The sequence below is a fragment of the Vibrio sp. 970 genome (assembly GCF_033339075.1).
Window position 1 is genome coordinate 81,741 of sequence record NZ_JAWOTW010000001.1, and the last position, 21,750, is coordinate 103,490.

Sequence of the window (21,750 nt, forward strand, 5' to 3'; positions counted from 1 at the left end):
ATAGGATTGATGGAATTTAGGAGTGAAAGATGATCTGTCCGTCTTCTGTCATCACAAGTGTCGCTTTGCTTTGTTCGATAAGTTGGGCAGCATAAGAAGGGGTAACTGCCTGCATATCACCTTTAGATCGAAGAGTTAAAGACTCCCACGCTTGATCTCGATATTTCCCTGCTTGGGTGTATTGAATCAGTACTTTCATAGCTTCACGCTCCGGTGTGGTTGACGTGCTACTTAAGTTAACGATCTTAGGTTGGTTGCGCATCTGTTAAAAATGAAACATTAGTTTAACTAAATGTGCCTTTCCAAATATCTCGCATTGAGCAGAGCAATTTGGAATCCTTGTGATGGAGGGATGAAAAATACTCAATCTTTCGATTCATACTGCGCAATATAATGTTTGAGAGATTTGGTTTCCGCACTCTGAAACTCTTCATCGTGCATACGCAGTGCTTGGATACGGTCGAGGCGGAACTGGCGGTAGCCATCGCGCAATTCGCACCAGGCGACCAGCGTCCAGACTTTGCCCCAAAAGAACTGGCCTAACGGTTGGATTTTTCTTTCGGTCACTTGTCCGCTTTCATCTTGGTAATCCAAACTGACCTTAAACTGATGATCAATCGCGTGGCGCAGAAGCTGCCCTCGTTTGGCAGTCTCGGATTGGGTGTGATAATCGGGCACAATCAGCGGACAATCTTCCACTTGTTGTTTGAGCTTATCGGGCAATACCGAAAGTATTTTGGTGGACGCAGAGTGAGACGCTTCGGCGAGTTCAACATCCGACCAGGCTCGAACCATCCGCATACCCAGTTCAAGCGCCATCATCTCTTTTTCTGAGAACATCAAAGGCGGCAGATGAGAGCCAGCTTGCAACAGGTAGCCAACACCTGCTTCACCTTGAATCGGAACACCAGAACTAAGCAACGACTGAATATCGCGATAAATCGTACGTTCGCTAACTTCCATTCTTTCTGCGAGCTCTTTCGCTGTCACGGCGTAACGCTTTGCGCGCAGAAGCGTCAGTAGCTCAAACAGTCGTTCTGATTTGCTCATGATGTTCCTTATCTAGACCTACTGGTTGTTAGTGGTAGTGTGGCTGATTACTTCTCTAGTTCACTGCACATTTTTAAGTTGTGATGTTTAAGCTCGAAGCTTTCGCAGTCAATCATTGATAACAGAGGCTGAAATTCAACGGCTTGCTTAATCTGTTTTCCCGCCTGTTTTGCATCGTCCATTGAACGCCAGTAAATGATGTCTGTCCACACACCGTCAGTCGCTTCGTGACTGAGTGAGCGATACAAAAAGCCCGGCAGATTCTTCACAAACGTTTGTGACTGTTTGGCAGCGGCGATCACGTCTTGCTCTGTTGTGCCTGCGGTTAGACGAAATTGCACAGTTTCGATAACGGTTTCCATATTGTGATTCCTTATTGGTTTTGGCGGATTGCCTGTTGAGTTCCAAATAAGGTTACGCGGATGGAATGTCAGAACATGTCAGTAGTGAAATCTCACTCACTTATCATCAATATGGTTATTTTTCTGGGCTGTTGTAACGATCCCAGTAAGGTAAATCTGTGCCGAGTTTTTCGCTGATAAAATCGATAAAGGCCCTTACTTTCAACGGCATGTGCTTGCGCTCAGGGAACACTGCATAAATGGCGTGTTCTGGTAGAGAGTACTCTTCCATCACCGGTTTTAGATTTCCTGCGGCAAAGTCTCTTCCTGCAATAAATGTTGGCAGTTGCGCAATGCCCGAACCTCTTAACAGCAACTGGCGAATGGCTTCGCTGTTATTGACGATAAAGTTTCCTTTTGGAAGTACCTTGTATTCGCTGCCGTTGTTGATGAACATCCATTCGACGCCGCCACGGAAATAGGAGTAGCGCAGGCAGTTGTGACCGACTAAATCACTTGGTTTTTGTGGTGTTCCAAACTCCTCTAAGTAATCTGGTGAGGCACAAAGCACACTTTTACAAGGGGCGAGACGTTTTGCGATTAGATTGGAAGAGGTGAGTTCACCAATACGGATCCCCAAATCAAAACCGTCTTTAACCAGATCGACCATTTTGTCTTCGAGGTTTAAATCCACTTCAATTTTCGGGTAACGAGCGAGAAACTCGCTGATCAAAGGTGCGATATGCAGTACACCGAAAGACATCGGCACGGTAATTTTGAGCCGACCTTGTGGAGAGCCTTGCAGTTCCGATACCGCGTCTACACCTTGCTGGGCTAGGTTGAGCGCTTGAGAGGCGTACTCAAAATAGCGTTCTCCTGCTTCGGTCAGACTCAGCTTACGCGTCGTTCGGTTAAGGAGACGAATGCCCAAATCGTCTTCTAGTTGGTTGATGCGTTTGCTGATCGCCGATTTCGTCAGATTCAGCTGTTTGGCCGCAAGGGAAAAGCTGCCGCATTCGACAACAGCAACAAAAACGGGCAGGGAGGCAATCGCGTTCACATCAATCTCCTATTATCGTGAAGCATTTATTGTTGAGCACAAGGATACAATTAATTTCCAATTATAGAGATTATCTTCAAGAAGAAAACAATCTAGACTATGCACCAGTATTACGACCTTGATTTTGGGAAGAAGAAAATGAAGTACGATTGGATCCTGTTTGACGCTGACGAAACCTTATTCCACTTTGATGCTTTCAAAGGTTTGCAGCTTATGTTTTCTCGCAAAGGCGTAGATTTTACTGAACAAGATTTTGCTCATTACCAAACCGTAAACAAACCGCTTTGGGTGGATTACCAAGACGGCAAAGTAACGGCAGATGAGCTAAAACATAAGCGTTTTACCGAGTGGGCTGAGAAGTTGAATACCACAACAGCAGATCTCAACAGCGCATTTTTAGAAGCAATGGCCGATATTTGCAGCTTGTTGCCAGGTGCAAAAGAGCTGATGGAAGCGCTGCAAGGCAAAGCTAAAATGGGCATCATCACCAACGGTTTTACAGAGTTGCAAGCAATTCGCCTTGAGCGCACAGGGATGACTGAGTACTTCGATAAAGTGGTGATCTCTGAACAAGTGGGCGTAGCAAAACCGGACTTAGGTATTTTTGAATACGCGATGCAGCAAATGGGCAACCCATGCAAAACGCGCGTACTGATGGTGGGTGACAACCTGCATTCCGATATTCTGGGTGGTAATAATTTTGGTATTGAAACTTGCTGGTTAAATACCACAGGCGCAAGCGTCGATGAGCGTATCGCACCAAATTACACCGTTGAGTCTTTGAGTGAACTAAAGAACATTTTGGTGACGTAACTGAATCGGGTATTATTCCGCACTAACCCTCAGAAAAATCAAGGAATAACCATGTCAGACATCAAACAGCTAGACAGCAAAGTCGTTTACCAGAATAAGTGGATGACGGTGCGTGAGGACAAAATTTTACGTCCGAGCGGCGCAGAGGGCATCTATGGTGTGGTCGACAAACCTGATTGTGCTGCGATTCTGGCTATCGATAACGGGATGATTCACTTGGTTCAGCAGTACCGTTACACCGTAGGTCAACGTTGTTGGGAGATCCCACAAGGGGCGTGGGAATCAAACCCAAATGCGGATCATCTTGAGCTTGCCAAAGGCGAGCTGCGTGAAGAAACGGGCATGCAGGCGAGCGCCATGGCGTATGTCGGCGCGCAGTTTATCGCATACGGCTTTTTGAATCAGACATGTCACGTCTACTTCGCCACTGATTTAACGGACGTGGGCAATCAACTCGACAGTGAAGAAGAGGATTTGATCACTCGCGCTTTTTCTGTTGAGGAGTTCGAACAGATGATGATCGACGGCACGATCAAAGATTGTGTCACCATCGCCGCTTATGGTTTGGCGAAGCTGAAGAAATTCATTTAGTTATCCATGACGATTTTTTAATGAAAACAGCGGCCTAGTGCCGCTGTTTTTAGTTTGGGTGAGCTCGTTGAGCCATCGCTTACTCGTCGATTTTCTTACCTAAGATTTCCACTTGCGCTTTTTTAGTCACCCCCGCGACTTGCAGCGCAGTGCTGCCAACCGATTCATAGTTCAACTCGATTTTGTCTAACTTCGCGTTATCTTTTGTTGGTAGGCTTAAGCTTCTTGATGACATGCCTTTAGTCAGAACACCTAAACTGTCGAACGTCTTTTCCTGACCATCTTTCATGATTACTTTAACGCTTTTCAGATCGACCGTACCTTGCGTACATTTGATTTTGATGTGGCTGAAACGAGCGTTAGCAAATGGTGACAGTGGATTGACTGTGTCGGTTTCCGATTTAAAACTGACGGTTTTATCTGCAATCTTGTCCCAATCGTTGTCTCCAGCAATCGATTGGAAAGAGGCTACAGCCGCTAAAAGACAGAGCGCGATGGTGTTGAACAGTTTCATAACTTTTCCTTACCTTAGGTTTAGATATTCTGTTTAATCAGTTCGATGACGTGTGTGACTTCGTCTTGAGTTAAAGCCCCTTCTTTCACGAGTAAAATTTCACCTTGTTTATTTTGTACGATAATCGCAGAACTTTCTTGCTGCAGATCCCAAGTTGTTGCTAATACGCCATTTTTGTCTAACACCATGGAAGACCAAGAGAATGTCTTTTTGCTGTCCTCTGCCGACGATTTTACAAATGTACCGGTTCCCCAGATGGCGTCTTCTTGGTTGATCACGGTTGTGGTCTGATACTGATCTTCAGGAAAGTGAGCGGCAGTGATTGCTGACATCAGCGGCGCGTTCATCTCTTTGGCTTTACTACGACCTGCAATGGCTTGTATCACACAGACTTTGCCTAACATCTGCTGAGTTGTCCAAGGTTGATAAGCCACATCGTCTCCTTGCAGCGTCATTTCGCCATAGGTATCAATGCTGACGGAAGGGGTGGTTTGACCGACAGAAAGGTTATGAGAGAAGGCGAGTGTCGGGGCGAGTGAGAGTAAGAGTGACAGAACAGATGGAGTTTTCATTGGGGGGGCCTGTAACGAAGTGAGGTTAGAGCGAATCAAAATAAGGGGCAAATACGATGCCCCTTATCGGATTTGGCGATTAGTTAGAAAGTACAACGCGCGCATTTAACGGTTGTAGCGGACGATTGTTTTGTCCCATGACTTCCATAAGTTTCGCGGCTTGATCTTTGGATAAGGTTTGAGTGTCTTTAAGCACAAACCAGCGCACACCTTCTGAACATGGCGGTGTGGTTAAAGAGCCGTTAAATCGATAGTAGTTTGCAGTTTTTGGCAGTAAGTCGTTAATCTCAAACGTATCTTTAAAGAACGTGGTTTGATTCTCTTGTGGGATTGCGTTGATCAGTTTAGACAGTGCTGCGTTTTGACCGCCAGCATCAAACATCACCGAAATTACCGCCAACTCGCCGTCTGTGTTGGCGTGTACAAAGTGCGCTTCAAGTGGATATTGGCGGCCTTTGATTTGGTTTTCTGATGGTGTGTGGAAATGGAACTGTTGCAGCTCGAACGTCTCGCCATCAATGGTGAAGCTGTTACGTCCGTTCACTTGCGCTTGCAGCGTATGACCATTGTTGGTTAAACCAATGACCTGACCAGTGTACGAAAGGTTCAGTGCTTCCAGTTTTGCATCGGCTGGGTTGTCGATGTTGATTGGGCTTTGGTTTTTCGTGGTTGCGCAGTCTTTGGCGATTTCTCCCCAGTGTTCTGGCCCGTGTTTGTCATTGCCATAGCCCCATTCCGAAGCCTGAGCCGCGCTTAGAGTGAGAAGTGAGAGTGAAAAAGCAAGTAGTGTTTTGTTCATAATAATGTCTCTGTTCGGTCGCTTTGATAAGCGTTGTTACAAGGCAATGACCTAGAGGTTTGATCACTGCCTGACAAATTAGAAACGGTGGCTGAGTTGGGCACCAATTAGGAACGCATTTGAATGGGTCACGCCCGTTACCATCGGTGCAGGAACACCTTCATACGCGTACTCTTCTACGTTGACATCTTCACCAATCAAGTACGTCATGCCGATGTCAACCGTGGTATCTGATGACCATTGGTAAGAGGCACCCGCAGATAACCAGTGACGGTTCGAATCTGGGATAGAAAGCGAAGTCAGCTCATCGACAGGTGTTTTGTCGAACATGTAACCCGTGCGAAGTGTCCAACGTTCATTGGCGTACCAAGTCGCACCGATGGAGTAGTGCGCGGAGTCTTGCCACTGAAAATCTTTTAGCAACTGATCATCAGCTTTCAAGCTGTCAAATGCTGACCAACCAATCCACTGCACAGAATAGTGCAGGGCAAATTTAGGTAAGACGCGGTGATAACCGGAAAACTCCGCAATATCCGGTAGCGGCATAGCAAGTGAGTCGTACGATTCGCCAGCAAAGTGGATGTCACCCTTGGCATCGATGTTAGGGCTGTGCTTGTAGCTCAAACCCAAGCGATGACGTTCGTTAAACTCGTACATCATGCCAATGTTCGCGCCAAGCCCAATGCCGCCAGCTTCCACATCAAGTGCGTTGCCTTTTACGGCTCCGCAACGTTGTTCTAGTTCGTTTCCAAGTATGTTCCCACCAACGCAAACACCCACGTCCATATCGCGGTACAGCTCACCAGAGCCGTAAATCACATCAATACCACCACCGATACTAAAACGATCGTTCACCTTGTATGCCAAGCTTGCGCCAAGGTTGACACTCGCTACGCTGGTGACACCGCCAAAAACAGGTGCGCCATAGTTTGGTTTAAACTCCATGTCGGTTCCGAAGTTGGAGTATGCCGATAAGCCTAGATACCAGTCGTCGTTGATAGGGTGAATAAAGTAAAAATTGGGTACAACGGCTGGTTGACCAACGCCATCGACGTCATCAATGTCGGTCACGGTTTGAGAGAAGGACGGGGTAATGTCAACTTGAGGGGACGGAGGAAAACCGCCCATACCAACATTGACATCCGCATTAATGTTAGCTCGATGATATTGCGCATTTTTAACGGTAACGTCAGGTTTGACGTAAGTGACACCGAACGATAAGGCACTTTGTTTAAACAGCGTCATCGCTGCGGCGTTGCGGCTGACTACAGATGCATTATCACCAATGACGGCATCACCAGCAAAAGCACGACCAAGACCCGTCGCAGAATGTTCGTTAATTTGAAAACCACCGGCAAACGCCGTCGAGGAGGCTAACCCGATTAATAAATAAATCGGTGAAAGAGTTAATTGTCGCTGCATGTTTTTCTCATGAATTAATTAGAAGTTGTATTGCAACTAAAATTAGTAAAATAAACAAATCTGACCAGTGTATTTAGGAGTAAAACTAACAGTGTGCTGACAATAAGTAAATTTAACTTAATAAATATTTATTGTTGAATTTATTAATGCTTCATGGCGTGAATATAGTAGTTATTTTAAGTGTAAATTAAACCCTGAACCTCTATTTTTATTTTTGCGGTATTACTTCTCTATTTTTATTGTGCTGACTGTTCCCTAACAAATAGAGGGAAATCCAGCGATAAAGTGTCCGTGATGGAAACTCTGAGTCATTTGTATTTCCATTGCATCCCAACGTTGGTAGTTCGAATTAGCAAGAGAACTATCGTTTTAAACCCACATGACACACCCCTCTCGGTCTTACCTGTGTTATGTGGGTATTTTTTATTTAACTTGTCACTTAACTCCTCTTTAAATTCAATCATCAAAATGGCCATCATGAAATTTAAATTAATGGAATGTTGAATAATTTTGGATTTTACTGGTTTGTTAGTATTTAAAAGTTTTGTTTATAATACTTATAACTTGAATTTCTATATTAAAGATGGTCTTTGTTATATGTATTGAATGATAAAGTTTTGAAGTGACTATAATATCTCTGATTTTTCACGTTAGTGAAGTTATTCATTCAGTTTCTTGACGTTAATTTACCTATCTTTACGTCTCGTACCCTGTACGGCTAAGAAAAATAGCAGTATAAAATCAAAACGACTATTTACTTCACTCCTGCTATGAAACTCAATAAAAAATGGCTCGTTTTGTGTGGCCTACTTACTATTGGTGCTGGTGGTTATCATTATCTGCAACGTCCAGAACCCATTTCTCCTTACGCGACAGAAGTCGTTCGCAAAGGCAATATCGAAAAGGCGGTATTAGCCAACGGCATGTTGCAAGCGTCCAAATTGGTGAATGTAGGTGCGCAAGTATCTGGGCAAATTCAACGCCTCGCTGTGAACTTAGGGGATGAGATCAAACAGGGAGATTTGATTGCACAGATTGACAGCCTGACTCAGCAAAACAGCCTCAAAGAAGCCCAAGCGTCTCTTAATAGTCTCAACGCTCAGTACCAGGCTAAGCAAGCGCAGATTAAACAAGCAAACTATGAATACGTGCGCCAAAAAGGCATGTTGGCAGCGAAAGCGAGCTCACGAGCTGATTACGAGAATGCCGAAGCGACGCTCGCCATCTACAAAGCCGAGTTAGCGCAACTGGATGCCGAAATCGAGAAAGCCAAAATCAACGTCGACAATGCGCAGTTAGATCTCGGTTACACCACCATCAACGCACCGATGGATGGCACGGTGGTCTACACCGCGGTGGAAGAAGGACAAACCGTAAACGCCAATCAAACCACGCCAACTATTATCGAGTTAGCTAAGTTAGATACGATGACAGTGAAAGCCGAAATTTCGGAAGCAGATGTGATTTTTGTTCACCCCGGCCAAACGGCGCTGTTCACCATTTTAGGCAAACCGAATCAGCAGTTTAAAGGCACATTGCGCGCCATTGAGCCGGGGCCAACCATCATGGATGGCGATGACAGCGATTTGAGCATTTCAGATAGCGACGCCATTTACTACAACGCTGTATTTGATGTGAAGAACCCGCAAGGTATTTTGCGCATCGGCATGACTGCGCAAGTTTCGATTGTCCTTGAGCAATCGGAAAATACCTTGATTGTCCCTTCACAAGTGCTGCAAAAATCTGGCGGCAAAGGCAACTATACCGTGCCAGTGCTTGAACAGGGCCAAGTGGTGCAAAAGCCCGTGACAGTGGGTATTAACAACAAAGTGAACGCAGAAATTCTCTCAGGTTTGAAGGAGGGCGACCAAGTTGTTCTTGGCAATGCTATGGATGGAGAATCATCAAGCCGAGGTGATCGTCGTCGACCTCCAATGAGGTTCTAAGATGAGTGACGTGCTTTTAAAAGTTGAGGATTTAACTCGACGATTTGTCTCTGGCGACGAGTCGCTTACCGTGTTGAACCACATTAATTTAGAGATAAAACGCGGTGAAATGGTCGCGATCGTGGGTGCATCGGGCTCAGGGAAATCGACGCTGATGAATGTGCTCGGCTGCTTGGATAAACCGTCCAGCGGTCGATACTTCATTAATGGGCAAGATGTCTCGACGTTGGAATCTGATCAACTGGCGGAACTGCGCCGCGAGTATTTTGGCTTTATATTCCAGCGTTACCATCTGCTGGGGGATTTAACCGCGGTGGCAAATGTGGAAGTGCCTGCGGTTTACGCGGGAGTTCCTCATCGTCAAAGAACGGAGCGAGCGCAGTCGTTATTGGCTCGCTTAGGGCTGGAAGATCGTTTGACTCACAAGCCCAGCCAACTAAGTGGTGGCCAGCAACAGCGCGTGAGTGTTGCTCGTGCACTGATGAACGGTGGTGAGGTGATTCTCGCTGATGAGCCCACTGGCGCATTAGACAGTCACAGTGGGCAAGAGATGATGGCACTGCTTAAAGAGTTGCATCAACTTGGGCATACTATCATCTTAGTGACTCATGATATGAACGTGGCGAACTTTTCGGATCGCATCATTGAAATCAAAGATGGTGAAATCATTGCAGATACGCCAAATGCACAAGTTGTAATCAATGAGCAAGCAGCAAAGACACCGAGCGCGTCTTTTCATCGCCCAGCGCAAGCCGCCAGTAAGTGGTGGAAGTGGGACAGTTTTATTGACGCGCTAAAAATGGCGCTGCTGGCGATGTCTAGCCACAGAATGCGCACGTTTTTGACCATGCTCGGCATCATTATTGGTATAGCCTCGGTGGTTTCCGTGGTGGCCCTAGGTAATGGTTCACAACAGCAAATTTTGTCGAATATTTCATCCATGGGAACAAACACCATTGATGTCAGGCCGGGCAAAGGGTTTGGTGACCGCCGCTCCGGACGAGTGAAAACGCTAACCGCCGACGATGCTAAATCGTTGGAGAGTCTGCCTTTTGTCGACAGTGTCACGCCGTCTTTATCCAACAGTTTAACCGTGCGGTACGCCAATCAGGATGCAACCGCGTCTGTGGAAGGGGTTGGGGAAGATTATTTCCGTGTGCGCGGTTATGAGATCGCCAAAGGTCAGTTTTGGGATGAAGAGAGCGTGAACTCACTCGCGCAAGAAGCAGTGATTGATGACAACACTAGAAAGGAAATGTTTGCGGATAGAAATCCGATTGGTGAAGTGATTTTTCTAGGTTCATTGCCAGTGCGTATTGTGGGTGTCACGCAGAAAAAAGAAGACGCGTTTGGCAACAGCGACGCGCTGAAAATTTGGGTGCCATACACCACCATGTCGGGACGAATGATGGGACAACGCTACCTCAATGGCATTACTGTGCGGATTGATGAGAACGCCCCAAGCGCAGCGGTAGAACAGAGCATCATCAACTTGTTAAAAATGCGCCACGGTACAGAAGATTTCTTCACGATTAACACTGACACCATTCGTAAGAGCATCGAGAAAACCACCGCCACCATGACGTTACTGATCTCAGCGATTGCGGTGATCTCCCTAATTGTCGGAGGAATTGGCGTAATGAACATCATGTTGGTGTCGGTGACAGAGCGCACGAAAGAGATCGGTGTGCGAATGGCAGTGGGGGCGCGGCAAGCGGATATTTTGCGTCAGTTTTTGATTGAAGCGGTACTAGTGTGTTTGTGTGGTGGTATTGCTGGTATTGGCTTGGCGTTTTTGATTGGTTTTGCATTCAGTACATCTGGCAGCAGCTTCCAAATGATTTACTCAATGAACTCGATCATCTGGGCGTTTATTTGCTCAACGTTGATTGGCATCGCTTTCGGCTTTTTACCCGCTCGCAATGCCGCCAAACTCGATCCGATAGAAGCGCTAGCGAGAGACTAAAAATGAGTAACACAATGAAATTCAAAACTCGATTGGTCGCGGCTGCCTTAAGCGCAGTGTGGTTGTCAGGTTGTGGTTCGCTTATGCGTAGCGACTATCAAGCTCCTGAGGTGCAAGTGCCTGCAAATTGGCAACAGATGCATGTTGCGGGTGATGTCAGTATGGATCCTTGGTGGTTGGCGTTTAACGACCCAACTCTTAATCAATACATTACTCAGGTGTTGGCTCAAAATAACGATTTGACGCTGGCAACGCTAACGCTAAAGAAAGCGCGTTTACAGCTGGGTTTAGCGCAAGATGACCTTTTCCCTACGTTGAGTTCTTCCACATCAGGACAAGCTCAAAAATCTCTTGATAGCGGGGAATCGGCAGATAGTTACAGCACTAACTTATCCGTCAATTACGAGTTGGATTTATGGGGAAAAATCTCGGCAGACGTTGACCAAGCCAAGTGGTCGGCGATGGCAAGTCAACAAGATCGCGAGGCGACCGCACAAAGTTTGGTAGCAACGACGGCATCGCTATATTGGCAAATCGGCTATCTGCAACAGCGCTTAAACCTCAGCCAGCGTAATGTGGTAGACGCAGCTCAAACGCTACAATTGATTGAAAAACAGTACCAACTTGGCGCTGTGGATCAGTTAGATGTGCTTGAAGCCAAACGTACGTTGGCAAGCTTACAAGCGCAGCAAAGTGAGTTTGAACAGAGTTTACTTGAGGCAAACAACGCCTTTGCGATTTTGTTCAATCAACCGCCGAAGAGCATCAGTGCAAACATCCAAATGCTGCCTGAAGGCGATATGCCATCGTTGAGTGTTGGTGCTCCGTCTGATTTATTGATCCGCAGACCCGACATTAAAGCCGCGATTTATGACGTCAAAGCCGCGCTAGCAAATAAAGACGCAGCAGATTTGGACTACTTGCCTAAGCTGACGCTCACTGGGGCTTTGGGGGGATCGTCACAAGCGCTCAAAGACCTGCTTTCCAACCCGATCGGCAGTTTAGGTGCGGATATGACGCTACCGTTTTTGCAGTGGAATGAGATGAAAAACAGCCAAGCCATTGCCGATTTAGACTATCAATCGGCCATTGTGAGCTATCGCCAAGTGTTGTACGCCGCATTCCAAGATGTCGAAAATGCCTTGTCAGCACGCGAAAAATTGAAGTATCAGGCGGCGCGTTTACAAGAGCAATATGATGCCGCAAGTGCCGCTGAGTCCATTTATGCTGCGCGGTATCAGTATGGCTCGACGTCGATCATGGACTATTTGAATGCACAAGAAGACACCAGAAACGCGCAAGCTTCTTTGTTGGAAAACCGCTACAACCAGTTTCTCACTCAGGTTACGCTTTACCAGTCTTTAGGAGGAACCGACGTTGCGCCGTTGTAATTAGGGGTCAGCACACACTAGCGAAGCGCCATGCAACAAAGCTTTTTTTGAAGGTATTACTGGTCCCATGAATGGGACCAGTAATAAAAGCTTAAGTTACTTGGCGAACTTCTTGAAAGGTGCATCAACCGGGGTGTCAGCTAGGTGATTGGTGTAGTTACTCATCACTTTTTGCGCTAGACCAAGAACAATTTCAAGCAGTTGCTGCTGTCCGTAACCCGCCGCAAAGAATTTCTCTATCTGAGACTCTTCAACTACACCACGTTGGCGCACCATTTGAAGCGTTGTCTCTCGTAGTGTTTCAAGTTTTTCGTCTGCCAATGGTGTTTGGTTGACGAGAGCATCGACAATCTCCTGATCCACTTTCATTGACGCCGCGATCGCACTATGAGCAGGAACGCAGTAGTGACAACCATGTTCAACGTTGATGGTTTGCCATACGACGGTCAATTCTTCTGCGTTAAATGATGTTTGTTGAAAGAGCTCATGCACAACTTGATAACCCTCAAGCAAGGTTGGCGCTTCAGCCATAACAGCATGAAGATTTGGTAGCATGCCAAACGCTTTGACTGAATTTTCAATCAGATGCTTTGATCCTTCGGGTGCGTTTTCTGCGGTATACAGTTTAAATTCTGCCATGTTTAAATCTCCTGTAATTGGATATGAGCGGATTAGGCAAGAACAGGATAGTTGATTTTGAGCGGTCGCTCAATATAAAATTGAGCATATGTTCAAAATTGATAATTGCTCATGGCGAATACAAAGAAATTCCAACGTGATGAAGTGGTGAAAGCCGCCTCGGATCTATTCTGGAAGAAAGGTTTTCATGCAACATCTACACGTGATTTACAAGATAGCGTGAATCTGCGTCCTGGAAGTATTTATGCGACGTTTGGGTCAAAAGAGGGGCTATATTGTGAAGCGCTAAAAATGTACGTTGCGAACTTGCAAGCCCTGTTTGAGTTGCATTTAGCTCAGAACACAACGGTTCTAGATGCAATAGAAGCTTTCGCGATTGATGTGGTTATCAATCAGCGAGACTCCAATCCCAGTGAAGTGTGCATGTTAGTCAAATCAGCAAGTGAATTTGCTGAGGATTTTAATGCGCTGCGCAATCAAACAAACAGCTTAGCAAACCAATTTGAATCTTTTCTTGCAAAGCTGTTTGAGCGAGCAATCGAGAATGGCGAAATTGAAGCCCAGGATACATTGCTTCTTGCTCAGTTGTTCCAGGTTCAGTTTACGGGTATACGAGCCTACTCATACCGCAGTGATGATGTAACCTTAAAGACGTTGATCTCTATTATGGTGGACAGCTTCCGCGGTAACGTACCAAAAACAGAAAGCTGAATGAGGCTGCTCAAAGTCAACGTCTCTAAATCAACGGCTTGAAGTAAGCGAGCTCAAATAAACCCTTTATCGGGGGTCGATATCGATAAAAAATGACCACGAAGCATCGTGGTCATTTTTATGCAGATTAACTTGCAATGAACAACAACGGCTTATTAAAAGCGAAACTCTTCTAAGTTATTGCTGCTTTCTAACATTTTTTCAGCCACATAACGATGCGTTGCTGTGGTTGGGTGAGTCACATCCCAGAACACGAACTTATCTGCGCCAGATGCTGCACATTCAGAACGTAATGAGTGAGTGTACATGTAGTCAACAGAGGATGAACGGTTGATGTCTAAGCAAGGGTCGCTTGCATTTACGAAACCGTGTTCTTCTGGTGCCGAGGTTAACTTCTCAAACAGTGCGTGTGTATCAAACAATGCGATGTTGTAGCCTTGGGCTTTGTAGTACATCGCTTGTGCTTTGATGAACTCGTTCATTTTCAATACTTTCGCACGAATCGTTTCAATTTCTTCCTGTGTTGAGTATTTGAACTGTGGTGCTTTGGTTGCATCTGGCAGTGTCATCAACATGAAGTTCTTCGCGCCAGCGTCTGTTAAACGAATCAGAGCTTCAGCGTAATCCGCTTTTACTTCCGGCACGCTACGGTTGTAGTTCATGAAATCATTTAAACCAAACTCTAACGTAAACAATGTGTTAGCAGGGTTGTAGTTCTTCGCCAGCTTTGTGTAGGTTAAGTAAGAAGAAACTTGTTCGCCGACACCAGTTAGCGCGATGTATTGGTTTTCACCTGCTGCGCCACCAACTGCCCAGTTGTATAGCGGTAAGTTTTTGGCTTTAGCAACGTATTCCGTCCAAACAAAACCGTTTGAGAAGTGACCCAAGAACCAGCTATTCGGGTTAGGGAAGCGCCATTGGGACGCGTTAAAGATGTTGCCTGTATCAGACAAGCTATCGCCCAAAGCCACTACTTTGTTTATCTGATCTGGTTGCATTGCAGCATCATTGCTCCAGATCGTGTGGTTATAAGAATAACGATTGTCGGCAGCAAAAAATGTAATGTCTGCGTTCTCGTTCGCTAGATCTAGTGTTTCTTCACAACGCTGGCGAATTACGTTTTGTGAGGTATTGGTGTAGAACATGTTTTTAAGTGAAACAGAGCTCCACCAATAACCATCGATAGTGAAGTCACTACCATCTTTGTTTTTTGCCCATTTCCAATCGGTAGCCGCATCGTCCTTAGAGTGGCTCGTACGATACCAGCATCGAACGTACGTATAAGTTTGATTTTCTTGCGCGCTAACCACTTCAGCCGCAGAAACCATTGCTGGTGATAAAGTTGGCTCCTCTGCAATGGCGGAGGCAAGCGGAAGTAATGCAGTTAATAGTGTGATTGTTTTTTTCATCATTCACTCTTCTTGTAATGGTTATTGTTCCGAATGCGTGAATACGCTCGGCTATAACAGTATTTAGATGAGAATTTTTCTCACTAAACCTTCTAATTCTGAGTAAATGCTCAAGACAGTCAACAACTAAATATTCAATATTTCAGTTTTGGCACCACGGTCAAAAAATCCATTCAGCATAGCAATCGATTAAATGGGTGATATTTAGAATAATTACTCACTAACATTAATTTAACATTCACTTTTTGTTAATTAAGTAATTGCTTTATAAGGTTTTGTCGGTGATTTTTAATGTTAACTTAAAGTGTTTATTGAATGATCTTTTGTACAAGTTTGTATATTCATGAAACAAATTGTTTGGCATTTTTGCTCTGTAAACTATAGCTGAAGCTCTCATGCAAACATCATGGTGATGACTTTTCATGAGAATATAGTGAATAAAAATTAGCTCAAATAAGGAATAGGGCAAATGCACTACACAACAAGTAAAAAACAAGGCTTATTTTCGTTGTCTGCCGTAGCAATAGCACTGACCACTTCGATGTCAGCGTTTGCGGCTCCACCAATGGGATTTGATGAATCTAAGTTACCGACGAAGTACATCGTCAAATTCAAAGAAGATGCAGTCAGCCGTTCTTCAATGGGTGGTAACTCATTCTGGGGGCCACGAATCGCGCAGGAGTCTGTTCTAGAACAGGTGAAGGCACGTAAGGTGGAAAAACTAGGCAATCGCGCCATTTACAGCGTTGAATTGGATGGCGATGACTTAGAGCCGCTTCGCAATCGTAGTGATGTGGAATACGTGGAAGTCGATCCACCTCGCTATTTGCTCAGCGAAACGACCCCATGGGGATATGAAGCGGTTAATGCTCAACTGCTAGCTGACTTCAATGCGGGTAATCGCACTGTATGTATTATCGATTCAGGGTACGACATTTCGCACAACGACCTAAGCGGTAACCGCGTTGCTGGTACTAACGATAGTGGTACGGGATCATGGAGTGATCCGGGTAACAACAATGCCCACGGTACTCACGTCGCGGGTACGATTGCTGCGATTGCCAACACCGAAGGTGTAAAGGGTGTGATGCCAAACCAGAATGTTAATTTGCACATCGTGAAAGTATTTAACGAATCGGGTTGGGGTTACTCATCTGGGCTTGTTAAAGCTATCCAGACCTGTGCCGATAATGGTGCTAACGTTGTGAACATGAGCCTTGGTGGTAGTCAATCAAGCCGAACTGAGCAAAATGCACTGCAAAATATTTACGATCAAGGCGTTCTATTGATCGCCGCTGCGGGTAATGATGGCAATACAGCGCACAGCTATCCAGCTTCTTATGACTCAGTGATGTCTGTTGCGGCTGTTGATAATCAAAATGATCATGCAGCGTTCTCACAATCTACTAATCAAGTTGAGATCTCAGGCCCGGGTGTGGCGATCTTATCAACGGTTACGGTAGGTGAAGGTAAACTTTCTGATATTACCTTGAATGGTGTCAGTCAGTTTGATCGTGGGATTGTTCCTCACAATCGTTTGATCAATAACGGTTCTTCGTATGTTCCGGATCCAATCGCGGGTTCAGTAACGGCAACGCTAGATAGCTGTGATGTCTCTGGCGGTAACGTTAACTGTGGTGATATGTCGGGCAAAATTTGTTTGACTGAGCGTATCGGCAACCAGTCTTCAGGAAACTACCCTGAAGTAGATGCGGTTCAGGCTTGTTACAATGCGGGTGCGCGAGCTGCAATCGTGTACAGCAACTCTGAACTACCTGGTTTACAAAACCCTTTCTTGGTAGACACAAACAACGCTTATCGTATGGTTTCGGTAACGGTTGATCGTGCATTTGGTCAAGAGCTGTTGGGGTATGTTGGTCAGGAAATTACTGTTGCAACAACCTCTGGTGAAGATTACGAGTACTACAATGGTACATCAATGGCGACACCGCACGTAACGGGCGTAGCTGGCTTGGTGTGGAGTTACCACCCAACCTGTACCGCAGCGCAAGTACGTAATGCCCTAGTGAAAACTGCAACAGATATTGATGTTGCTGGTCGAGACAACCGTACTGGCCACGGCCTAGTTAATGCTGAAGCGGCGAAGCTGTTCTTGGACGCTGGCTGTAATGGACCTGATGGTGGTAGCTCTTCGGACTCTAGCTTCTCAAATACCAGCCCTGTTGCGATTCCAGATAATAAATCTTCTGGCGCAATCAGTGCAGTAGAAGTCGATCGCTCTGGTGATTCAGGCACAGTAAGTATTGACGTTGATATTAGCCACACTTACATCGGTGATCTACGAGTGACTTTAACGTCACCGACTGGTGGAGAAGTTGTACTTCACAATAATACTGGCGGCAGCGCTAACGATATAAAAAACACGTTCCAAGCGGATTTTTCTGGCTTTGAATCGCAAGGTACATGGGAACTAAAAGCGGTGGACAGTGCCAGAAGAGACACAGGCACCATCAACAGTTGGACTCTGACCTTTCAATAAGGAGTGGCTATGAAGAAGTTGACCTTACTTTCTTTGTCTGCGGTAGGCGCTGCCGCACTATTGGCAATCGGACTGAGCTCAAGCAGCTTGGCAAACAATCAAGGATTTCCTCTCGTGGATGAACGCCAAGATCAAGCCGAGCAGCAACCTGCACGTTACTTTGTTAAGTATCATGAAGGAAAAGAGAGCGAAGTGAGAGCGCTTCTTCGTCAGCACAACATTGAAGTGGTCGACGCTCTGGTGAAACAACACGTGTTGGTTGTGGTGGGTGAACAGGCGGAAGTCGATAAGCTCGCGGATCACGATGCGGTCGAATACACTGAGCAAGAGCCGACAAGAAAGCTGCTATCTAACGGAACTACGCTTCAATAAGCCAAACTTCCTTGAGATAGTGCCAAAAAGAAAAACGCCCCTCACGTGAGGGGCGTTTGTTTCATTTATTTGTGGAAGATGAAGACTAAGGACGTTCACCTGCCGCTAGGCGACGTTCGATATCTGCAACCACTTCTGGGAAGTCAGCGATCGTATCGATAAGGTAGTGCGGCGAGCTCTTGAGCAATTTTGCACGCGCTTTTTCACGGGCGGCATTAAGCGTTGCTTCGTCCGCAGCTTGGTATTCTTCAAACGTTAGACCTGCTTCGTTACCAGAAAGTAATAGACCAACGGTCCACATACCGGCGTTATGACCTTCATCGATGCCCGGTGCGGCGTCATCCACTTTGATACACGTATTAACGTCCGTTACATTCAGCTCAATCACGTTTTTCAGTGCCATAAATGGTGCTGGGCGACCACCTTGCGGCAGGTCATCCGTTGCTACCACGTAATCCGGTTTGTAGCCGTAATCCGCTGCCACTGGAATCAGTACGTCCATCACTTCGCGAGGGTAACCAGAACAAGAACCGATCTTGATGCCTTTGTCTTTCAGAGCGTTCACAACTTCAATCGCATTAAGGATTGGCTCTGCGTGGTCAGCCACTTTTGCTTTTTGCAGCGGCATGAATGCTGCGTAGATAGCGTCGATGTCTTCGCTGGTCATTGAGCGACCAAACTTCTCATTCCAGCGCTTATCAACTGCAGGAATACGACCCACTGCTTGGATGTGATCCCACTTACCAAGACCCATTGGTTCGCGCGCTTCTTCAAGGTCGATTTCAAAATCAAAGCCTTGTTTGAATGCTTCCACAAAGATGCTGGTTGGCGCAAAAGAGCCGAAATCGACGATAGTGCCAGCCCAGTCAAAGATCACTGCTTGAATTGGTGAGTTGCTCATGTTCAATCCTTATTCTTGCTTGCTAGAGCGCTTGCCTACACGTTGGAACCGCGCTCTGGGTAAATTGGTTTATGTTGAGGTTAGAAGTAGTTAAAGTCTTTACACACTTTGGCGATGGCTTCTTCGAAGATCGCCAACGCTTCTGTCAGTTGTTCGCGAGTGATGATCAGCGGTGGGCTGAGTTGAATCACATTGCCTTGCGATACCTTGAAGCTCACGCCATTGTTGAGGCATTGGTACAGCACAGCTTCCGCTTCCTCATACGCGCGCGATTTGCTCTCGTGGTCGGTGACCAGCTCAATGCCCCATAACATGCCGATGCCACGAACATCACCAATCACTGGGTACTTGGCTTTCATCTCTAGCAGCTTTTCACGCATGAACTGGCTGTCGGCTTTGGTTTTATCTAGCAAGCCGTCTTGCTCAATGGCTTCCATGGTTGCCAGTGCTGCAGCACAACCGATAGGGCTCTTCTCGTGAGTGTAGTGACCCATGGAGATTTGCTCGGCGGTGTTGTATTTGTCTTTGGTTACCATGGCTGCGATAGGCACTAAGCCTCCGCCCAAACCTTTACCGACGCAGAGCATATCTGGCTCGATGTCGTAGGCTTGGTAGGTAAACCATTCACCGCTGCGACCCATGCCGTTAGGGATGTCGTCGATGATCAACATGACATTGTGTTTGTCACAGATTTCTCGAATGCGTTTCCAGTAGGCTTTGCTCGGCACTTGTACGTCGGTATTACGAACCGCTTCTGCGATAAATGCGCCCACGCCGCCTTCTTTCTCAATCACGTATTCAAGGTAGTCGGCGTAATGCACGTCGCTGCCGTTCGCGACTGGGAAAGCACCACGATAAGATACGGCTGGTGGAATGCGCTCAACACCTGCCATTAATGGTCCCATACCTTGGCGGAAACACGCTTCGCCGCCCACTGAGATGGCATCCAAAGATGCGCCGTGGAAGGAATCCCACAGAGACACCACCTTGTAGTTGCCCGTGATATGGCGCGCTAGTTTAAGTGCCATGCCCACTGCAGATGTGCCACCTGGAGCAAACAACACGCGGTTCAATTCGCCGCCACAGATTTGGGTGAGTTTTTCGGCACATTCAATCGCGGTTTCGTTGGTAAAACGACGTGGTGAAAACGGTAGTTTGGCAATTTGTTCTTGCACGCGTTTAATCACATGCGGATGACCGTAGCCCAGCTGATGGACGTTATTGCCATGGAAGTCCATGTACTTTTTGCCGGTGGCATCTTGGATGTAGATGCCTTCTGCTGCTTCCAAGGTATCTAAGCAAGGCGTCGACATGGCTTGATGAAGAAAGACCTCCGAATCACGCTTCAATAATGTTTGCGTGCGTTCGTCATCCATCGATGCATTCCAAGCTTGGCGCGCTGGTGTCGTGTTGACATCGCCTTCACTACGAAAATGAGTCGGTTTGATATTCTGAGTCATAACGCTCTCTCAATCAGAAGGCTGCTTTACGCAACTTGCCAGTACATTGCTTTTTCAATCGCACCGATTAAGCGCTCGATATCTGCTGGGTAAACTTCGCCAATGTTGCCGATACGGAAGCAATCTGCGTTCGACACCTTACCCGGATAAATCACGAAGCCTTGCTCTTTCAAACGCGTGTAGAACGCTTTGAATTGATAATCACTGTGAGTTGGAGAGTAGAAAGAGGTGATGATTGGTGAGTGAAGGTCATCACTCAGTAGCGGTTCGAAACCCAGAGAACGCATACCTGCAACCAGTGTTTTCTGGTTAGTTTGGTAGCGGTTATGACGAGCCTCAATGCCGCCTTCTTGTTCCAGCTCTAACAAGGCTTGATAGAAAGCGCGAACCGTGTGCGTTGGAGACGTGAAACGCCATTTGCCGTGGTTCACTTCCATGCACTTCCACTGGTCGTAAAGATCAAGGCTTAAAGAACGTGCCTGACCTTGGCACTTTTCGAGCTCTGTTTGTTTTGCAATCACAAAGCCAAAACCCGGTACGCCTTGAATACATTTGTTTGCAGAGCTGATCATAAAATCGATGCCTAGCTCAGCAATATCGATAGGAATGCCACCAAAGCTCGACATGGCATCGAGAATCACCACTTTACCGTGTGCTTTCGCTGCAGAAGCAAATGTCTCAATTGGGTTAAGCATGCCAGTGGTTGTCTCGCAATGAACAATCGCCACGTGTGTGATTGTAGGATCCGATGCCAATGCAGTTTCCACCTCGTTCAAGTGTGGCTGTGATGTTTCGCCTGGGGAAACTACATGGCATGGAATATTTAGGTAATCAGCGATCTGAGCGATACGCGCACCGTAAGCGCCGTTGTCGACAACCAACAATTTTCCATCTTTGCCAATGGCACTGCCAATCGTCGCTTCTACTGATGCGGTGCCACTACCTTGCATTAGTACGCTGGTGTAGCCGTCTTGCTCCGTCGCCAGTTTTACAAGCTTAGTGCGGATCACTTCTACAATGTCTTTGTTGTATTCATCATCCCAAGTACACCAGTCTTTAAGCATGGCTTCACGTACCGTTTCAGAAGTAGATAGAGGACCTGGAGTCAGTAGTAGGTATTCGTTTTTCATCTCGATTTCCATCAGAATAGGCTAGTTGGTCTACACCAAATTTAAAGTTCACTCTATCGAGGAAGAAAAGGGCAGTAAATAGGCGAATCTTCAATTTCATAAAACTTTAATATCCAGAAAATGGCGGAGCAATTGAACGATTATTCATCGCAAATTTTCGTAA

21 protein-coding genes are annotated in these 21,750 nt (G+C 46.2%); 8 read left to right on the top strand and 13 right to left on the bottom strand.

Annotated features, from left to right (window positions below; translation table 11 throughout):
* Positions 1-16: 16 nt before the first annotated feature.
* The 4 genes from R7Q11_RS00355 to R7Q11_RS00370 all read right to left on the bottom strand — a co-directional run bounded on the left by R7Q11_RS00355 (position 17) and on the right by R7Q11_RS00370 (position 2,451).
* A complete protein-coding gene (locus R7Q11_RS00355) occupies positions 17-199 on the bottom strand; it encodes a hypothetical protein (protein ID WP_005393690.1) in 183 nt (60 codons plus the stop codon).
* A gap of 164 nt (positions 200-363) precedes the next feature.
* The gene (locus tag R7Q11_RS00360; protein WP_213867539.1) at positions 364-1,050 is read right to left on the bottom strand and encodes a helix-turn-helix transcriptional regulator; all 687 of its coding nucleotides are present in this window, start codon (positions 1,048-1,050) and stop codon (positions 364-366) included.
* Positions 1,051-1,097: 47 nt separating this feature from the next.
* Positions 1,098-1,412 carry a hypothetical protein gene (locus tag R7Q11_RS00365; protein WP_025637937.1) on the bottom strand — a complete coding sequence of 105 codons (315 nt, stop codon included), beginning with the start codon at positions 1,410-1,412 and terminating at the stop codon, positions 1,098-1,100.
* Between the two features lie 115 nt (positions 1,413-1,527).
* Positions 1,528-2,451, bottom strand: coding sequence for a LysR family transcriptional regulator (locus R7Q11_RS00370; protein WP_005374110.1), 924 nt, complete (start codon positions 2,449-2,451; stop codon positions 1,528-1,530).
* A gap of 138 nt (positions 2,452-2,589) precedes the next feature.
* Here R7Q11_RS00370 and yjjG point away from each other — a divergent pair, with 138 nt between their 5' ends.
* On the top strand, positions 2,590-3,264 hold the full coding sequence (gene yjjG, locus R7Q11_RS00375) for a pyrimidine 5'-nucleotidase (protein WP_225466076.1): 675 nt from the start codon (positions 2,590-2,592) through the stop codon (positions 3,262-3,264).
* Between the two features lie 51 nt (positions 3,265-3,315).
* Positions 3,316-3,855 carry an NUDIX domain-containing protein gene (locus tag R7Q11_RS00380; RefSeq protein WP_203345276.1) on the top strand — a complete coding sequence of 180 codons (540 nt, stop codon included), beginning with the start codon at positions 3,316-3,318 and terminating at the stop codon, positions 3,853-3,855.
* Positions 3,856-3,934: 79 nt separating this feature from the next.
* On the opposite strand, the gene R7Q11_RS00385 is transcribed toward R7Q11_RS00380, so the two are convergent.
* From R7Q11_RS00385 to R7Q11_RS00400, 4 genes are all read right to left on the bottom strand, one after another.
* Positions 3,935-4,369 (bottom strand): hypothetical protein, encoded by a 435-nt coding sequence (locus R7Q11_RS00385; RefSeq protein ID WP_005374106.1) that lies wholly within the window; start codon positions 4,367-4,369, stop codon positions 3,935-3,937.
* A gap of 20 nt (positions 4,370-4,389) precedes the next feature.
* Positions 4,390-4,941, bottom strand: coding sequence for a YtfJ family protein (locus tag R7Q11_RS00390; protein WP_225466077.1), 552 nt, complete (start codon positions 4,939-4,941; stop codon positions 4,390-4,392).
* A 79-nt stretch (positions 4,942-5,020) separates the two neighbouring features.
* Positions 5,021-5,740 carry a carbonic anhydrase gene (locus R7Q11_RS00395; protein ID WP_104976303.1) on the bottom strand — a complete coding sequence of 240 codons (720 nt, stop codon included), beginning with the start codon at positions 5,738-5,740 and terminating at the stop codon, positions 5,021-5,023.
* A 78-nt stretch (positions 5,741-5,818) separates the two neighbouring features.
* Positions 5,819-7,162 carry an OmpP1/FadL family transporter gene (locus R7Q11_RS00400; RefSeq protein ID WP_225466078.1) on the bottom strand — a complete coding sequence of 448 codons (1,344 nt, stop codon included), beginning with the start codon at positions 7,160-7,162 and terminating at the stop codon, positions 5,819-5,821.
* A 770-nt stretch (positions 7,163-7,932) separates the two neighbouring features.
* Here R7Q11_RS00400 and R7Q11_RS00405 point away from each other — a divergent pair.
* The 3 genes from R7Q11_RS00405 to R7Q11_RS00415 are packed head-to-tail and all read left to right on the top strand — an operon-like array spanning position 7,933 to position 12,465.
* Positions 7,933-9,108, top strand: coding sequence for an efflux RND transporter periplasmic adaptor subunit (locus R7Q11_RS00405; RefSeq protein ID WP_132936967.1), 1,176 nt, complete (start codon positions 7,933-7,935; stop codon positions 9,106-9,108).
* A 1-nt stretch (position 9,109) separates the two neighbouring features.
* On the top strand, positions 9,110-11,074 hold the full coding sequence (locus R7Q11_RS00410) for a MacB family efflux pump subunit (RefSeq protein ID WP_104976301.1): 1,965 nt from the start codon (positions 9,110-9,112) through the stop codon (positions 11,072-11,074).
* Between the two features lie 14 nt (positions 11,075-11,088).
* On the top strand, positions 11,089-12,465 hold the full coding sequence (locus tag R7Q11_RS00415) for an efflux transporter outer membrane subunit (RefSeq protein WP_169644383.1): 1,377 nt from the start codon (positions 11,089-11,091) through the stop codon (positions 12,463-12,465).
* Between the two features lie 96 nt (positions 12,466-12,561).
* Here R7Q11_RS00415 and R7Q11_RS00420 read toward each other — a convergent pair whose 3' ends face one another.
* The gene (locus tag R7Q11_RS00420; protein WP_005374097.1) at positions 12,562-13,104 is read right to left on the bottom strand and encodes a carboxymuconolactone decarboxylase family protein; all 543 of its coding nucleotides are present in this window, start codon (positions 13,102-13,104) and stop codon (positions 12,562-12,564) included.
* A 111-nt stretch (positions 13,105-13,215) separates the two neighbouring features.
* Here R7Q11_RS00420 and R7Q11_RS00425 point away from each other — a divergent pair, with 111 nt between their 5' ends.
* Positions 13,216-13,815, top strand: coding sequence for a TetR/AcrR family transcriptional regulator (locus R7Q11_RS00425; protein WP_005374096.1), 600 nt, complete (start codon positions 13,216-13,218; stop codon positions 13,813-13,815).
* Positions 13,816-13,970: 155 nt separating this feature from the next.
* Here the strand turns inward: R7Q11_RS00425 and R7Q11_RS00430 are convergent, their stop codons facing one another.
* Positions 13,971-15,227, bottom strand: coding sequence for an SGNH/GDSL hydrolase family protein (locus tag R7Q11_RS00430; protein ID WP_212734047.1), 1,257 nt, complete (start codon positions 15,225-15,227; stop codon positions 13,971-13,973).
* A 466-nt stretch (positions 15,228-15,693) separates the two neighbouring features.
* Here R7Q11_RS00430 and R7Q11_RS00435 point away from each other — a divergent pair, with 466 nt between their 5' ends.
* A complete protein-coding gene (locus R7Q11_RS00435; protein WP_053307150.1) occupies positions 15,694-17,724 on the top strand; it encodes a S8 family serine peptidase in 2,031 nt (676 codons plus the stop codon).
* Between the two features lie 9 nt (positions 17,725-17,733).
* The gene (locus R7Q11_RS00440; RefSeq protein WP_225466079.1) at positions 17,734-18,096 is read left to right on the top strand and encodes an ATPase; all 363 of its coding nucleotides are present in this window, start codon (positions 17,734-17,736) and stop codon (positions 18,094-18,096) included.
* 85 nt (positions 18,097-18,181) lie between these two features.
* Here the strand turns inward: R7Q11_RS00440 and phnX are convergent, their stop codons facing one another.
* The 3 genes from phnX to phnW form a co-directional block, all read right to left on the bottom strand.
* Positions 18,182-18,997 carry a phosphonoacetaldehyde hydrolase gene (gene phnX / locus R7Q11_RS00445; RefSeq protein WP_213870232.1) on the bottom strand — a complete coding sequence of 272 codons (816 nt, stop codon included), beginning with the start codon at positions 18,995-18,997 and terminating at the stop codon, positions 18,182-18,184.
* 80 nt (positions 18,998-19,077) lie between these two features.
* Complete coding sequence (locus tag R7Q11_RS00450; protein WP_225466080.1) at positions 19,078-20,457, bottom strand: aspartate aminotransferase family protein; 1,380 nt, start codon at positions 20,455-20,457, stop codon at positions 19,078-19,080.
* Between the two features lie 26 nt (positions 20,458-20,483).
* Positions 20,484-21,587, bottom strand: coding sequence for a 2-aminoethylphosphonate--pyruvate transaminase (phnW, locus tag R7Q11_RS00455; RefSeq protein WP_213870234.1), 1,104 nt, complete (start codon positions 21,585-21,587; stop codon positions 20,484-20,486).
* Positions 21,588-21,750 lie beyond the last annotated feature (163 nt).

Bases quoted from the DNA above. Each gene is read 5' to 3' on its own strand.
- R7Q11_RS00355 (WP_005393690.1), bottom strand. From the start codon at position 199: ATGAAAGTACTGATTCAATACACCCAAGCAGGGAAATATCGAGATCAA.
- R7Q11_RS00360 (WP_213867539.1), bottom strand. From the start codon at position 1,050: ATGAGCAAATCAGAACGACTGTTTGAGCTACTGACGCTTCTGCGCGCA.
- R7Q11_RS00365 (WP_025637937.1), bottom strand. From the start codon at position 1,412: ATGGAAACCGTTATCGAAACTGTGCAATTTCGTCTAACCGCAGGCACA.
- yjjG (WP_225466076.1), top strand. From the start codon at position 2,590: ATGAAGTACGATTGGATCCTGTTTGACGCTGACGAAACCTTATTCCAC.
- R7Q11_RS00380 (WP_203345276.1), top strand. From the start codon at position 3,316: ATGTCAGACATCAAACAGCTAGACAGCAAAGTCGTTTACCAGAATAAG.
- R7Q11_RS00385 (WP_005374106.1), bottom strand. From the start codon at position 4,369: ATGAAACTGTTCAACACCATCGCGCTCTGTCTTTTAGCGGCTGTAGCC.
- R7Q11_RS00390 (WP_225466077.1), bottom strand. From the start codon at position 4,941: ATGAAAACTCCATCTGTTCTGTCACTCTTACTCTCACTCGCCCCGACA.
- R7Q11_RS00395 (WP_104976303.1), bottom strand. From the start codon at position 5,740: ATGAACAAAACACTACTTGCTTTTTCACTCTCACTTCTCACTCTAAGC.
- R7Q11_RS00400 (WP_225466078.1), bottom strand. From the start codon at position 7,162: ATGCAGCGACAATTAACTCTTTCACCGATTTATTTATTAATCGGGTTA.
- R7Q11_RS00405 (WP_132936967.1), top strand. From the start codon at position 7,933: ATGAAACTCAATAAAAAATGGCTCGTTTTGTGTGGCCTACTTACTATT.
- R7Q11_RS00410 (WP_104976301.1), top strand. From the start codon at position 9,110: ATGAGTGACGTGCTTTTAAAAGTTGAGGATTTAACTCGACGATTTGTC.
- R7Q11_RS00415 (WP_169644383.1), top strand. From the start codon at position 11,089: ATGAAATTCAAAACTCGATTGGTCGCGGCTGCCTTAAGCGCAGTGTGG.
- R7Q11_RS00420 (WP_005374097.1), bottom strand. From the start codon at position 13,104: ATGGCAGAATTTAAACTGTATACCGCAGAAAACGCACCCGAAGGATCA.
- R7Q11_RS00425 (WP_005374096.1), top strand. From the start codon at position 13,216: ATGGCGAATACAAAGAAATTCCAACGTGATGAAGTGGTGAAAGCCGCC.
- R7Q11_RS00430 (WP_212734047.1), bottom strand. From the start codon at position 15,227: ATGATGAAAAAAACAATCACACTATTAACTGCATTACTTCCGCTTGCC.
- R7Q11_RS00435 (WP_053307150.1), top strand. From the start codon at position 15,694: ATGCACTACACAACAAGTAAAAAACAAGGCTTATTTTCGTTGTCTGCC.
- R7Q11_RS00440 (WP_225466079.1), top strand. From the start codon at position 17,734: ATGAAGAAGTTGACCTTACTTTCTTTGTCTGCGGTAGGCGCTGCCGCA.
- phnX (WP_213870232.1), bottom strand. From the start codon at position 18,997: ATGAGCAACTCACCAATTCAAGCAGTGATCTTTGACTGGGCTGGCACT.
- R7Q11_RS00450 (WP_225466080.1), bottom strand. From the start codon at position 20,457: ATGACTCAGAATATCAAACCGACTCATTTTCGTAGTGAAGGCGATGTC.
- phnW (WP_213870234.1), bottom strand. From the start codon at position 21,587: ATGAAAAACGAATACCTACTACTGACTCCAGGTCCTCTATCTACTTCT.